The sequence below is a fragment of the Streptomyces longhuiensis genome, from assembly GCF_020616555.1.
GTDB lineage: Bacteria > Actinomycetota > Actinomycetes > Streptomycetales > Streptomycetaceae > Streptomyces > Streptomyces longhuiensis.
In genome coordinates this window covers 9,663,769-9,677,919 of sequence record NZ_CP085173.1, presented here as the reverse complement: position 1 = coordinate 9,677,919, position 14,151 = coordinate 9,663,769, and the positions used below count along the sequence as shown (strand labels likewise).

General features: G+C 67.9%; 11 protein-coding genes and 3 pseudogenes. 7 read left to right on the top strand and 7 right to left on the bottom strand.

Annotation, left to right across the window (positions count from 1 at the left end):
• Positions 1-110 precede the first annotated feature (110 nt).
• Positions 111-1,796 (bottom strand): acetolactate synthase large subunit, encoded by a 1,686-nt coding sequence (locus LGI35_RS44185; RefSeq protein ID WP_227300046.1) that lies wholly within the window; start codon positions 1,794-1,796, stop codon positions 111-113.
• A gap of 24 nt (positions 1,797-1,820) precedes the next feature.
• On the opposite strand from LGI35_RS44185, the gene LGI35_RS44180 reads away from it, so the two are divergent.
• The 3 genes from LGI35_RS44180 (at position 1,821) to LGI35_RS44170 (ending at position 7,446) form a co-directional block, all read left to right on the top strand.
• Entirely contained in the window at positions 1,821-2,063 is a 243-nt protein-coding gene (locus tag LGI35_RS44180; protein WP_227300045.1) for a transposase family protein, read from the top strand.
• Positions 2,064-2,251: 188 nt separating this feature from the next.
• A complete protein-coding gene (locus tag LGI35_RS44175; RefSeq protein WP_227300044.1) occupies positions 2,252-6,937 on the top strand; it encodes an RHS repeat-associated core domain-containing protein in 4,686 nt (1,561 codons plus the stop codon).
• 47 nt (positions 6,938-6,984) lie between these two features.
• Positions 6,985-7,446, top strand: a complete 462-nt coding sequence (locus LGI35_RS44170; RefSeq protein WP_227300043.1) for a hypothetical protein — start codon at positions 6,985-6,987, stop codon at positions 7,444-7,446.
• A 253-nt stretch (positions 7,447-7,699) separates the two neighbouring features.
• Here the strand turns inward: LGI35_RS44170 and LGI35_RS44165 are convergent, their stop codons facing one another.
• Entirely contained in the window at positions 7,700-7,957 is a 258-nt protein-coding gene (locus LGI35_RS44165; protein WP_227300042.1) for a DUF7660 family protein, read from the bottom strand.
• A 206-nt stretch (positions 7,958-8,163) separates the two neighbouring features.
• Between LGI35_RS44165 and LGI35_RS44160 the strand changes: the two genes are divergently transcribed.
• Positions 8,164-8,481 (top strand): immunity 53 family protein, encoded by a 318-nt coding sequence (locus tag LGI35_RS44160; protein WP_227300041.1) that lies wholly within the window; start codon positions 8,164-8,166, stop codon positions 8,479-8,481.
• A gap of 10 nt (positions 8,482-8,491) precedes the next feature.
• Here LGI35_RS44160 and LGI35_RS44155 read toward each other — a convergent pair.
• A pseudogene (locus tag LGI35_RS44155) lies at positions 8,492-9,035 on the bottom strand (COG3415 family protein); the annotation flags it as partial.
• 195 nt (positions 9,036-9,230) lie between these two features.
• Complete coding sequence (locus LGI35_RS44150; RefSeq protein WP_227300040.1) at positions 9,231-10,082, bottom strand: hypothetical protein; 852 nt, start codon at positions 10,080-10,082, stop codon at positions 9,231-9,233.
• A 281-nt stretch (positions 10,083-10,363) separates the two neighbouring features.
• Between LGI35_RS44150 and LGI35_RS44145 the strand changes: the two are divergent.
• Positions 10,364-10,840: pseudogene (locus tag LGI35_RS44145) on the top strand (ISAzo13-like element transposase-related protein); the annotation flags it as partial.
• On the opposite strand, the gene LGI35_RS44140 reads toward LGI35_RS44145, so the two are convergent.
• Positions 10,840-11,346 carry a hypothetical protein gene (locus tag LGI35_RS44140; protein ID WP_227300039.1) on the bottom strand — a complete coding sequence of 169 codons (507 nt, stop codon included), beginning with the start codon at positions 11,344-11,346 and terminating at the stop codon, positions 10,840-10,842. The pseudogene LGI35_RS44145 and the gene LGI35_RS44140 overlap by 1 nt on opposite strands.
• 39 nt (positions 11,347-11,385) lie before the next feature.
• Positions 11,386-11,841 carry a MarR family winged helix-turn-helix transcriptional regulator gene (locus tag LGI35_RS44135; protein ID WP_227300038.1) on the bottom strand — a complete coding sequence of 152 codons (456 nt, stop codon included), beginning with the start codon at positions 11,839-11,841 and terminating at the stop codon, positions 11,386-11,388.
• 61 nt (positions 11,842-11,902) lie between these two features.
• On the opposite strand from LGI35_RS44135, the gene LGI35_RS44130 reads away from it, so the two are divergent.
• Positions 11,903-12,736: an alpha/beta fold hydrolase gene (locus LGI35_RS44130; RefSeq protein WP_227300037.1), complete on the top strand. Its 834-nt coding sequence runs from the start codon at positions 11,903-11,905 to the stop codon at positions 12,734-12,736.
• Positions 12,737-13,142: 406 nt separating this feature from the next.
• Positions 13,143-13,735 (top strand): annotated as a pseudogene (locus LGI35_RS44125) (IS5 family transposase); the annotation flags it as partial.
• 31 nt (positions 13,736-13,766) lie between these two features.
• Here LGI35_RS44125 and LGI35_RS44120 read toward each other — a convergent pair.
• Positions 13,767-14,090: a hypothetical protein gene (locus tag LGI35_RS44120; RefSeq protein ID WP_227300036.1), complete on the bottom strand. Its 324-nt coding sequence runs from the start codon at positions 14,088-14,090 to the stop codon at positions 13,767-13,769.
• Positions 14,091-14,151 lie beyond the last annotated feature (61 nt).

Sequence of the window (14,151 nt, the reverse complement as noted above, 5' to 3'; positions counted from 1 at the left end):
TCTACCCCGCGCCGCGGAAATGCCACGCGATGCCGGAGACCCGAGGGCACCGCCCCTGCGGGAGGGCCGCCGCGCGGCCCGTACGGGGGTCGGGCCGCGCCGCGGGCGGGTCAGAGCGTCGAGTCGAGGTGCCCGAGGTGCTTGATGAGGTTCATGTTCTCGGCGTAGTCCACCGGGCAGTTGATGATCGATACGCCCGGGTCCGCCAGTGCCTCACGGAGCGTCGGCAGCAGGTCCCCAGCGGACTCGATGTGGTAGCCCTTCGCGCCGAAGCTGCGGGCGTACTGGACGATGTCCGGGTTGCCGAAGTCGGTGTTGGAGTTTTCCCCGACCTCCAGGTCCATCTTCCACTTGATGAGCCCGTAGCCGTTGTCCTCCCAGATCAGCACGGTCAGCGGAATGTTCTCGCGGACCGCCGTCTCGATCTCCTGGGAGTGCATGAGGAACGAGCCGTCGCCGACCGCCGCCAGCACCTTCGTCTGCGGCCTGGCGAGCTGAACCGCGAGCGCGCCGGGCAGCGAGAAGCCCATGGTGGACAAGCCGTTGGAGATGAGGCAGGTGTTCGGCGCGTACGTCGGGTAGAGCCGGGCCATCCACATCTTCAGCGCGCCGGTGTCGACCAGCACGATGTCGTCGCGACCGAGCGCGGCGCGGGTGTCGGCGATGACGCGCTGCGGGGCGAGCGGGTAGCGCTCGTCCGCGGCGCCCTGCTCGAGTTCCTTGGCCAGCAGGGCGCGGGTAGCCAAGGTGTCCTCGTCGTCGATGGTCCAGCGCAGGCCGTCGAGTTCGGTGGCGAGGGCGTCGAGGGAGGCCGAGATGTCGCCGATGATGCCGACGTCGACCGAGTAGCTGTCATCCACCTCCGCCGGGACGCGGTGGATGTGGACGATCTTCTTGTTACCGTCCGGGTTTATCCGGGACGGGTCGAACTCCTGCAGCTCGTAGCCGACGGCGATGACGACGTCGGCCTCCTCGAACCCGAAGTTGGTGTAGTCGCGCCGCATGAAGCCGAACGTGCCGGTCGCGCACGGGTGGTCGTCGGGCAGGACGCCCTTGCCGTGGAAGGTGGTCGCGGTCGACACGTCGAGTGCGGTGGCGAACGCCGTCAGCGACTCCGCGGCGCCGCCGCGCGCCGCGCCGTGTCCGGCGAGGATCACCGGCCGGCGGGCCTCCCGCAGCAGCTCCACCGCTCGCTTGATCTGCTTCGGGGACGGTGCCTCGGGCTGCACGACGTTCCTGCGCAGCGGGCGCAGGTCCGAGCCTTCCGTCGCCGCGTCGACGTCCTCGGGCACGGCGAGATAGACGGCGCCGGGCCGCTCGGACTCCGCGGTCTTGAATGCGCGCCGCACCATCTCGGGGATGGCCTGGGTGGCCGGGACCTCCGCCGACCACTTCGTGACCGGGGCGAACATGCTCACCAGGTCCACGAACTGGTGGGACTCCTTGTAGTTGCGCTCCTTGCCGACCTGCGCGGTGATCGCGACGACGGGCGTGCTGTTCGTCATAGCGTCGGCAACGCCCAGCATCAGGTTGATCGCGCCGGGCCCCAGCGTCGCGGACATCACACCCGCCGAGCCGGTGAGCCGGCCGTGCATCTCCGCCATGAAAGACGCGGCCTGCTCGTGCCGGGTGAGGACGTAGCGGATCTTCTCCGAGCGGGCGAGGGCGTTGGTGAAACGGATGTTCTCCTCGCCGGGTACGCCGAACACCACCTCGACGCCCTCGTTCTCCAGGCAGCGAACCAGGAGTTCGGCCGCTCCGTCGGGGGTCTGCTTCCGGTGCTCGGCGTCGCTCACGCTGATCGTGTCCCCTCCTGAGTTTTGGCCGCGCCGATGGGCGGGCCGGTCAGCCGTCTACCCCGGCCGGCCGGCCGCACTCACAAGCTCACCCCGGACCAGAAGGAAGCCAACCGCGCCCTTGCGATCGGACGGGCACCGGTCAAGCACGGCTTCGCCCATCTCAAGAACTGGCGGATCCTCATCAAGCTCCGCACCGACCCCGCCCGCGCCACCCGCCTCCTGCGCGCTCTGCTCGTCCTGACGAACATCGAAATCAACCGCTGACAGATGATCTTCTTCGCGGACTCCCGTCCATGACCGGAGTGAGCATGTGGAGAATCGGTCACACCAGCCCTTTGAACTGCGACTTCAAGTTGGCGGAGGCTCAGTGCCGTCCACTAGGGTTCTTGATCGCATGCGCAGCAACTGTGCGCCTGCGATCAAGGGCGTGGGGCACGGGGAGAGGTACGGGGATGGGTTACACGATTCCGGGCTGGCTGGACGAGATCCTGGACTTCATCGGGATCAATTTCCCGAACGTCGACGAGGACGACTACCGCGAAATGGCAGACGCCATGCGGGAGTTCGCGGAGAAGTTCGAGGGACACGGCGGCGACGCGCACAAGGCGTTCTCCCGGATCCTGTCCTCCTCCGAGGGCTGGGCCGTCGACTCCATGGAGAAGCACTGGAACCAGATCAAGGCCAGTCACCTGGAGAAGCTCCCTGAGCTGGCCCGGCTGTTCGCGGACGCCTGTGACGTCCTCGCCGAGATCATCGAGTGGATGAAGCACAAGGCCGAGGCCGAACTCGCCATCATGGCAGGCTCGGTGGGCCTGTCCATCGGGCTCGCCTGGGTGACGGGCGGTCTGTCGGCGATTCTCGGTGCGGCCGAGATCCAGGCGATGCGTCAGGTGGTCAAGCGGATCGTCGACGAAGCGGTCGACCGGATCGTCGACGAGGTGATCTCGAAGCTCACCGAGCCGGTCAATGCGAAGCTGGAGGCGATGGTCGAGGACATGGTCCTGGACCTGGCGGACGGCGCGTTCCACATGCCCCCGGCCAACGGTGGCGCCGGTGGCGGGCACGGCGGCAAGGGCGGAATGCATCTTGACTCGGCCGGCGATGCCGGCACTGGCCCGGACAAGGTCACCCGTATCAATCACGTCGAGTTCGAGGACGGCGCGGGCAAGGTGTCCCGGCACGGCAGCGACATGCACACGGCTGCCTCCGACCCACTGGGCCGGGTCAAGGGCGCGTTCGGCCGCAGCAAGGGCCGCGACCCCTTCACGAAGGCCTTCGACAGCGTGCTGCACGGCGCGATCAAGGGCTCCGAGAAGGCCCTGAAGAAGATCAGCACACACATCACCGAGACCGTTCCGGAGCGAGTCAAGGGCGCGTCCCGGACCCACAAGGGCAAGGACCACGACGTCCGCGACAAGGTCAATGCCATCACAGGAGGCAAGAAGGACGGCGACGGCAAGGGCGGTGTACGCACCCGGATCAACGACTCCGTCAAGCGCCTGCCCGACTCCACGAAGGACGCCTGGGACAGGGCCCGCGACAAGGCCATCGCCCTCGGGCAGCGCCGCTGCAAAACCGACCCGGTGGACGTCGCCAGCGGTGAGATGGTGCTGAACCAGACGGACCTGACGCTGCCGGGCGTCCTGCCCCTGGTGCTGGAGCGCACCCACATATCCGGCTACCACTACGGCCACGCCTTCGGACCGAGCTGGGCCTCGATGCTGGACGAGCGGCTTGAACTGTCCGGCAGCGGCGCGGTCTGGGCCCGGCCCGACGGCTCGCTCCTCGCGTACCCCCGGCTGCCGCGCGAGGACGGCGAGGAGGTGCTGCCGCTGGAGGGCGAGCGGATCCCCCTCACGTACGCCGGACAGTCGGCCCTCGGCGACATCACCTACGTCACGGCCGACGTCCGCTCGGGCCTCACCAGGCGCTTCGTCGGCAACCCGTACTCCTCGGGCAGCCTGTACTGGCTGAGCGACGTCGAGGACCGCAACGGCAACGGCGTCCAGTTCCTGCGCGACGCGCAGGGCCTGCCCTCGACGGTGCTGCACGAGGGCGGCTACCGGGTACGTGTCACCCGTGACCCGGAGCTCGGCCGGGTCACAGCCCTCGACGTCGAGACGCCCGAGGGCCAGGTCCGCGTCACCTCGTTCGGCTACGACGAGCACCACCGGCTGGCCGGGGTGTCGGGCGCGCGCGACGTGCCCCTGCGGTTCACGTACGACGACGAGAACCGTGTGACGTCCTGGACCGACCGGAACGGCCACACCTACGGCTATGTGTACGACGCCGCGGGCCGCGTCGTGGAGACGGTAGGTCCCGACGGCGCGCTGTCCTCGCACTTCGAGTACGACACCGCGGCCCGCGAGACCCGTTTCACGGACTCGGCCGGCGCGGTGACCGTCACCCGCCTCAACGCCCTCGGCCAGACGGTCAGCGAGACCGACCCGCTCGGCAGCACGGTGCACTTCGAGTGGGACCGGTACGACAACCTGCTGGCCCGCACGGACGAGCTGGGGCACACGTCCCGCTTCACGTACGACGAGTCCGGCAACCTGCGCACGATCGCGTACCCGGACGGACGCCACGCTTCGACCACGTACAACACCCTGCACCTGCCGGAGACGATCACCGGGCCGGACGGCTCGGTGTGGCGGCAGCGCTTCGACGATCGCGGGAACCGCACCGCGATGATCGCGCCCGACGGCACCTCGACGACGTTCACGTACGACGCGTCGGGCGCGCTCGCCACCGCGAGGTTCCCGAACGGCGCGACGGAGACCCGCACCAACGACCAGACGGGCCTGGTCCTCTCGGTCTCCGACGGGCACGGCGCTACCTACGCCGTGCGGCGCGACCCCTTCGGACGACCGCTGGAGAGCATCGACCCGGCAGGCTCCGTCACCCGCATGGAGTGGACCGCCGACGGCTGGCTCACCCGGCGCACCGCGGCCGACGGGACGAGCGAGCGGTGGACGTACGACGAGGAGGGCAACTGCCTCACCCACACCGGTCCCACCGGTGGCGTGACCCGCTTCGAGTACACGTGGTTCGACCTCCTGGCCGCCCGCACAGGCCGGGACGGGGCGCGGTACAAGTTCGCCTACGACACCGAGCTCCGGCTCACCGGGGTGACCGACCCGCAGGGCAGGACGTGGAGTTACCGGTACGGGCCCTCGGGTCTGACCGAGTCCCAGACCGACTTCGACGGCCGCACGACGACGTACGAGTACGACGCGGCGCGCCGCCTCGTCGCCCGGACGACCCCGCTCGGGCAGCGCGTCGCCTTCACGTTCGACGCGGTGGGCAACGTGCTGGAGAAGGACGCCGCCGGTGTGCTCACCCGCTACACCTACGACGCTGCCGACCAGCTGATCGGCGCCGTGTCGCCGACCTCGTCGCTGTCCCTGGAGCGCGACGTCATGGGCCGGCTGTTCACCGAGACGGTCGACGGGCACAGCATGCGCTTCGGCTACGACGCGCACGGCGAACTGGTCTCGCGCACCACCCCCACCGGTGCCGTCACGTCGTACCGCTACGACACCGCGGGCAACCGGACCCGGGTGGATCTCGCCGGTCACCCGCTGGACTTCACCCACGACGTCTTGGGCCGCGAGACCGCCCGCACGCTGGGCCCCGCCCACGCGCCGGTCACGCTCGCCTCCCGGTGGGACGCGCTCGGCCGGCTGGCGGCCCGGTCGCTGACCACGGCCCGCGGCCCCCTGCGCGACCGCTCCTACAGCTACCGGGCCGACGGATTCCTGACGCGGGTCGCGGAGCGGCACGATGGCACGGATCAGCTGTTCGAGCTCGACCTGGCGGGGCGTCCGGTCGGCGTCACCGCGGGCGACTGGGCGGAGCGCTACGCCTACGACGACGCCGGAAACCAGACCGCCGCCCACTGGCCCGACGCCGCCCGGTCCACCGGGAGCCGCGGTGAGCGCGCCTACGAGGGCACCCGGCTGCTGGCTGCGGACGGGCTGCGCTACGAGTACGACGGCGCCGGACGCGTCGTCCTGCGCCAGAAGCGACGGCTGTCGCGCAAGCCCGACACCTGGCGTTACGCCTGGGATGCGGAGGACCGTCTCGTCTCGTGCACGACGCCCGACGGCACCGAGTGGCGCTACACCTACGACGCCGTGGGCCGCCGCACGGCCAAGCACCGCATGGCGGCGGACGGAAGCGGCGCGGTGGCCACGGTCCGCTTCGCCTGGGAGGGCACCCAGCTGGCCGAGGAGACCGACTCGACCACCGGAGTGACCCTGACCTGGGAGTACGAGGGCCTGCAGCCGATGTCGCAGCTGGAGCGGCGGATTCCCGCCGACGCCGCACAGCACGAGGTGGACAGCCGGTTCTTCGCCATCGTCACCGATGTCATCGGCACCCCGACGGAACTCGTCGGCGAGCAGGGCGACATCGCCTGGTACAAGCGGTCCACGGTCTGGGGCATCACCACGCGCAACCGCGACGCCCAGGCACACACACCGTTGCGCTTCCCCGGCCAGTACGCGGACCCGGAGACGGGCCTGCACTACAACCTGAACCGGCACTACGACCCCGAGACGGCCCGCTACGTGTCGGCCGACCCGCTCGGCCTGGTGCCCGCGCCCAACCCGGCCGCGTACGTCGTCAATCCCTTTACGTTCATGGACCCCGAGGGCCTGGTCGCGAAGGGCTGCACGCAGGAGAGCGGCTGGTACGGCGGCCTGCTGCCGGCCAACACGAAGAATGACGGGTCGAAGTACCCGCAGCCGATGGAGGTCAACCACATCCCGGCCAAGTCGGCGTACAAGGACGTCATCGAGCCCGGTTTCTACATAGCGAACAAGCCGCACAAGAAGCAGAAGGTCAACAACGGCCCGGCCATCCGCATGCAGCGCGACCACCACGAGCAGCTGTACAGCACCGGGTACTCACTGCAGTCGCAGGCATGGCAGCAGTACCAGCGTGAGCTGATCAACTCGGGGCGGATCACCGAGGCCATGCGCATGGACATCGACGACATCAAGCGGCGCTTCCCCGGCACCTACGATCAGCACATCAAGGACATGGTCGCCAGCCTGGATGACAACAAGCCCCTCCAGGACATGCTCAAGACGCGAGGATGGAAAATCGACAAGGCCGCCCTTCTCGCATGAGGTCCGCGGCACGTCACTAGCGCATCGAGAAAGGCGAAGGACGGAACATGGAACTGGAACTGCTGCCACTGGTCGGTGTCGGGCCGCTGCGGCTGGGCATGTCGGCGCAGGAGGCGCGCGACGCGGTCCAGGCGTGGGGGCTGCTGCGGGTCGCCTCCAGTGATCCGGAGCCGGGGCAGATCCTGCTCAAGCACGACGCGTCCGGCCTGAACGTGATGCTCGGCTTCACCAAGGGCGCGCTGAGCGGCGTGGAGCTGTTCCGGTTCCTCGACGAGGACGCCGACGTGCGAGTGCTCCTCGAGGGTCTCGACGTCTTCCGCACCCCGAGTGTGGACCTCTTCGAGCTGTTCGCGGAGCGGGGCCACGAGATCACCGAGAACGACCTCGGTTTCGACGAGTTGCCGGAGCTGCGGGTCGTCCTCGCCAACCAGAGCAGCTACGAGTACCCGGTGGACGAGGACGGGGACCCTCTCTACTACGACTACGTGCGCCTCGCCAACGAGATCTGACATACGGTGAACCCACGGCAGAGCTCCACTCGGCGCAGACCCCTCGTGACGGAGTCGAACCTGGGACGATCTTGAAAACCGTCGAGGCGCGAGTCACCGTGGGTTCAAATCCCACACCCACCACGCACGTTGACCGCCCCTGACCAGCAAGATCGGTCGGGGGCTCTCCTCGTTCCTCCTCGCCGTCAGCGACCGTTGTCCCCCACGGTTCCCTGCTCGATCGGGCACGGAAGGGGTACGGCGCCCATCAGGGCTATTCGTAGATCCGAGCGGCGGTCAGGGCACGGGCGAAGAACGTCCAATCGCCATCGGGCGGCAGGTCACGCCCGAAGTTTCGGTACCACCCCGGAGACGCCGCAACCCAGGCTTCCAGGGCTTCCAAGAACCTTTCCAGCGTTGCGTTCTCCCACTGCCGGCCGTTGGCTGCATGGTCTGCGCGAAGACACGCCAGGAAGGCGCTGAAGGCCTCACGATCGCCAATCAGATCGTCGGGCGTCAGAGGGCTCGTCATGACCATGATCCTATGAGGTGGCCTCGGCAACTTGGGTGAGTGGTAGCGATCACGTCCGACCCTGACCCACCACTCACCCCAGCTCCCATCCCGTCCGCCGTCGCCTCACACACCGGGGAGCGGGCGTGATTCATGGCGTCTAGTGCTCCGACCGGGAAAGTTCACCGGTCCGTCTGTCCACGTGTGGTTCGCCTAGCATCACGCCCATGTCCGTACCTGAGCACGCACTTGAGTGGTTGCAGAACTGGTATTCCTCGCAATGCGACGGCGACTGGGAACACGAATGGGGTGTGGCGATCGAGACGATCGACAACCCGGGTTGGCTCGTAAAGATCGATCTTGAGGAGACACAGCTGGCGGACCGGGAGTACCCCCACCAGCGGATCACTCGGGGTGAGCACGACTGGGTGATGGCTTGGACTTCCGAGCACAAGTTTCATGTCGCTTGTGGGCCAGGCAATCTGGCCGAGGCACTTGCGACCTTCCGGACCTGGGCGTCCGAAGACGTCGCGGAAGTGCCCTGACCAGATGTCCTCATGCCGCGAGCGCGGGTCTTCCGCCCCGGCGGACGCCCCTCTCGCCGCGGATTCGGGCGCGCTCACGCCGTTGGGCGGCAAGGACGTCGGGGTCGCGGGCGTGGTGGTTGCGCCAGCGCAGATAGGCGTGCAGGGCCCGGGGCTGTGCGGTGTGGTTGCGATAATGGGAGTTGGAGATCGCGAACTGCCGCAATGGCCCGAAGTGGGCCTCGATCGGGGTTGGCCCATCGGGGTACCCCCGGCCAGGCTCCAACTCGTGCCGCTGGTGGGCCAGATGCCGAGCGGACCGAACTCGTCGAGCGCGAAAACTCGGTCCGGGAACCGCTCCACGACGTGCTCAATGCGGTCGAGCTTGGCGTCGCGTTCGGGGTCGGGGGACTCCTTCCAGGTCTTGGTTCGCTGGAAGGTAATACCGCGGCAGGCGAGCAGGCTCCGTAACGCCTCGCGACCGATCCGGACCACGCGGCCGTGGACTTCCGCAGATAGGCGGCGAGTTTACGGATGGACCAGCGAGTGCAGTCGGCGGGCCTTGGCGTAGCAGACGTTGCACAGGGGGCTGACGGGCCGGCCGTAAGCGGCGGGCCCGTAGTTCTGGGTCGTGTTCGCATCGGGCGCCGACACAGGGCCCGGCGAAGGAACCGGTAGGCAAGGAGTAACTCCCTCCCGCCCTCCGACGCCCGCAGCCGCGCCCACATCACCGTGAGCCGCAACTCCGCCGCCACCATGCCTGCATCGGCTCAAGATGGCGTCACGAGCATACGAACGAGTCCCGGCTCCCCATCGAGTGTTGCCAGGGCCTTTCCGAGGATTGCGCCGACCGCACGGCCGCGGTCGGACACTCGCATTGCGCACCCTTCGCTGGGTGAGGTCGTGAGGAGGTCGCCAGCAGCGATTGGCCCGTACTGAGGGTCTGCCTTGACGTAGACCTGCCCCGCGAGTGCCAGCGTCACGTGATGCGCGGAATCGGGGTTGCTCTCCATGACGGTTCCCGGGGTGAGGCCACCGGCACCCGACACAACTCCCGTTGCGCGCGAGTCGTACTGTGCGTCGCACGGGGCCATCAGGCCGTCGTCTCCGATGACGAGAACGGTTCCTGGCTCGAATTCGCCTCCTGCCGCAAACGTCTCGGCGTAGTCCCCTCCTGAGGGAGTGAACCTCACGGCTCTCACTTCTCCGAAGAAATTCCCACTTTGCCCTTCGATTTGATTGCCCTCCAGTGGACCTGTGATTTTCACTTTGCCTTCGAACTTGCCAGCCAGTGTCGGTCCTTTACCGTAGACGCCGATGCCGTTTTCACTATGCCCTGCGACTCCGCAGGTGCCACCCTTGCCTTGCCCACGCACGGCGTCTACGCCGATGCCTCCTGCGGACTCCCCGTAGACTCCAAGCCAGGAGCTGCTCTTTCCGACTACGCCAGTCCCTTCTGCTTCCCCGTAGACCGCGAAGCCATCTTTGCTGAAAGCGGAAACTACCGTGCCGTTGGCCTTTGCCACTAGAGCAACTTCGCCGTCCGCGACGTTTATCGTTACAGGCTCGTTGAAGTCATTCACTTTGGCCTCCACGGCGAGACTTGACGATGACTGCGCCATGGGGAACTGCCTGCCTAGCTCTTCCGGGGCAGACGCGCCCCACACTTCGAACGTACGACTGTGCACAGGCAGCGGCAACAGGTACCCGATTCAGTCAAATCTGCAACAGATGACGGAGATACGGCCGCACAGGCTAAGGGCTTGCAGATCATCAAAGTGTTGCTTCCCGTCTCATGACTCGTTGGTGTGGTATGCGTATCCCGGACGAGACCTGCACCCAACTTGCGGTGAAGTTCGCGGTGTTGTTCCCACATCTGGACGAGCGGTAGCGACGGCTGCTGATGGCCGCAGCGGCTCGTGTCCTGGGGCACGGTGGGGTTCGGGCCGTCGCGCGGGCGGCCTCGGTGAGTGAGACCACGATCCCCAAGGGCGTGTTCGAGTTGGAGGCCGGCGAGGAGCCTCTGGGGCGAGTGCGGCGTCCAGGCGGAGGCCGCAAGAGGGCCGCAGATCTCGATCCGGGGCTGCGGCCGGCACTGCTGCCGCTGGTCGAGCCGGACGAGCGCGGTGATCCGATGTCGCCGCTGCGGTGGACGGTGAAGTCGACCCGCACGCCGGCGCGGGAGCTGGCCCGGACCGGGCACAAAGTCAGTGCGGACACCGTCGCCGACCCGCTGCGGGAGGAAGGCTTCAGTCTGCAGGCCAACGCCAACACCATCGAGGGAAGCCAACATCCGTACAGGGATGCCCAGTTCCGCTATCTCAGCGAGCAGGCCCCCGATCACCGGGACGCCGGCCAGCCGGTGATCAGCGTGGACACCTAGGCGCTGTTGCGGGCGGCGGCCTGGACACGCATCACATCGATCGCTTCGTTCTCCCGGCCGTGCCGGGTCAGGAGCTGCGCGAGGTCGAAGGCCAAGTTGGGGTCGTGGGCCACGAGTCCGTCGGGCAGCCGGTATGCCGCGATGGCCCCCCTCCACGTCGCCACGGTTCTCCAGCAACCTCGCGAGCCGTTGTACGGCGTCCCATGATTCGTCAGTCGCCGCGGCTGCCCGACGTTCGGCGAGCCGGCCGTGCCGGGCCAGTAGCGCGGCCAGTTGTTCATGGCTGTTGAGCAGCGTGGTGCGCCGGCGCGCAGCAGGGCAATCGCCTCGGCAATTCGGCCTTGGCGCTCGCGGATCGTGGCGAGGAGCCCGATCGCCGTGTCGCGATCGAGGCCTCGGCAGCACCACGGAACATCGGAACATTGGTGCTCGGACCGGACTGCGGGCAGCGCGGCGCCTTCCTCGTCGCGGTCGGCGACGGCCGCGACATCGACAAGCGCCACGGCGGGGATGGCTCGTCGGGCTTCCGCGCCGAGGCCGTGTCAGGCAGAACGCGACCGTCCGGCGGACTCGAGTGCCGCGGTCAGAAAGCGACGTACCGTCTCCAACTCGTCGGCCTCGAAGCCTTCGGCGGCCACTACCAACTCGCGGATCATGGGCCCGAAGAAGGTCCACCCGAGTTCCGTGGCCTTATCCTCCACCTTCAGCAGCACGCGTCGCCGGTCAGCCGTGTCCCTGCTGCGCCGGACCAGTCCGAGCCGCTCCAGCCTATCCACCAGGGCGGTGGTCCCGGCGGAGTTCAAGCGCAGCTGCTCGCCAAGCCACCCGGGCGTGGCGCGGATCCCGTCCCGTGTCGCGTCCAGCAGGTGAATCAGCGCTCGCACATCGGTGGGATGCAACCCATGGCGGGAGGCGAACTCCGCGCCGAGCAGGTCGAACTCCACGGTGACCGCACGCAGCAGGTGAACCAACCGCATCACTGGATTCTGATCGTCCATGCACACTCCCTCGGGTCCTGAGTAATATCTCGCTGAACGAGATTATCGCTCAACGAGAGGAATGCCGGTGTCCCGTCCCGCTTTCGACCTCGCCTACGACAACCTTCTCGCCCGCTGGCCCCAGTCCACCGAGGAGCGAGACGTCGCCACCCCCTACGGCCGCACCCGGGTCCACGTGTACGGACCGGCAGACGGCATGCCACTGGTCCTGCTGCCCGGCGGCTCCGCCACCGGCCTGGTCTGGTTCGCCAACGCACCGGCTCTCGGTGAGCGATACCGGGTCCATGCGGTAGACCTGTTGGGCGATGCCGGCCGAACTGAGCGCAGCGGCACACCGTTGAAGAGTGCCGACGATCTGATGGCCTGGCTGGACGCGCTGCTGGGCGGGCTCGAACTCGCCCACACGTACCTGTGCGGCCATTCGTACGGCGCCTGGCTCGCCGCCAGGTACGCCCTGCACGCACCGCAACGGGTCGACCGCCTCGCCCTCATCGACCCGACCCAGGTCTTCGCCGGGTTCCGCCTCGGCTACCTGCTGCGCGCCCTACCCACCCTGATCCGCCCGAGCCAGGCCCGCGCCCACACGTTCTTGGCCTGGGAGACGGCAGGCAGCCACCCGGACGAGACCTGGCAGCGCCTCTATGCGCTGGCCACGACCGTTCCCGGCCGCAAGTTCGTCGGTGGCGGCCGTCCCCGGACCGCCGACCTCAACATGCCGGTCCTAGTCCTTTTGGCAGAGCGCAGCCGCGCCCACCACGCCGCCACCGTCGCCGACCGAGCCCGCCGAACGCTCAAGCTGGGCAAGGTCGCGCTGCTCCCCACCACCACACACCACTCCCTGCCACTCACCGCGCCGAAACAGCTGAACGACCAACTCCTGGACTTCCTGGGGTGACACGCCCACCGCTGCGCCTGTCACCTCCTCAGAGCGGCGCTCGCGCATCTGTCTGGCAGTTCCCCCGGATTGGGGTGGGCGGAGCCCGGGCCGGGCCAGCCGCCGGGGTGCCTTCTTTGTGCGTTCGACGTCGAGGGCGATGAGCATGTGGGAATTGCAGTGGCGGATTTGCGGAGGATCTGCACACCGCAACTCATGTACGTGAGGTCAATGCGCCCGTCGCCCCAGGTCGAATGGCGTGAGGGCGACCTTGTGAGTGTGGTGAATCGGCGCTCATGGAGTGGACCGTCGTGGGGCAGCAGATGCTCTTCCTGCACTCCCCCGCCGGAAGGGAACTGGACGATCGGGAATGGTCGGTGGCCCAGATGTCTGCCCGTCAGGCATGGTGGCAGCCGGCCTCGGAGCGGATACCGAAGACGAGGTCGGCTGGACCGTCTCGGTAGACTCCTCCGTCTGCCGGGCTCACCAGCATTCGGCCGGAGCCAGGAAAAGGGGGCGCCGGGCCGGGCCGAGCCCGAGGACCACGCGCTGGGGCGCTCCCGCGGCGGCTTGAGCACGAAGGTCCACCTGGCCAGCGACAGCCGGGCACGACCTCTGGCTATCCACATCACTGCAGGCCAGGCCGGTGACGCGCCAGCCTTCGAGGCGGTCATGGCCAGAATCCGGATCCCGCGATGCGGACTCGGCAGGCCAAGAACCCGCGCTGCGATCGTCCTTGCAGATCGGGCCTACTCCTCGCGCGCGATCCGCGGGCACCTCCGTCGTCGCGGCTTTCGAGCCGTCATCCCGCAGCCCGCCGACCAGATCGGCCACCGCCTGCGGCGAGGCCGCGCCGGAGGCCGCCCGCCGGGCTTCGACGCTGAGACATGCAAGGAGCGAAATACTGTCGAGCGGTGCATCAACCGACTCAAGCAGTGGCGCGGCCTCGTAATGCGGACAGACAAGCTCGCCATCGCGTATAAGGCCGCGTTGCACCTCGCTGCCATCCTGATCTGGTAGCGCAGGTGACAGGAAGGCGCCGTGAGCCGACCTACTGGAGGTCCGTACTCGGTTGGCGACGCCAGTCCCAGCGGGGATGACGGTCCACCAGTGTGAGGAACTCACTCGTCGGCAAGATCTCGAAATGGTTGGTGTCGACGAGACCGTCGACACCACGGAGGACGTCGTGGAGGAAGGTTCGTGCCGCGTCCATGGACTGGCACGACACGTAGACCGCGTACGGTTCGCCGATCGAGGTCGTCACTTGCTCAAGCTCGTCTAGCTCGTAGTCCGTCAGAATGCCGCCCGAGAGGTCGAGGCAGTACGAGTACCCGTGCCAGTGCAGCCTTTCGTCACCGGTCACAGGATCTGACACGAGCCCAAAGGCACGGATTCGCTCTTCAAGCGACGGGCGTTGCTCCGCGGGGACAAGGATG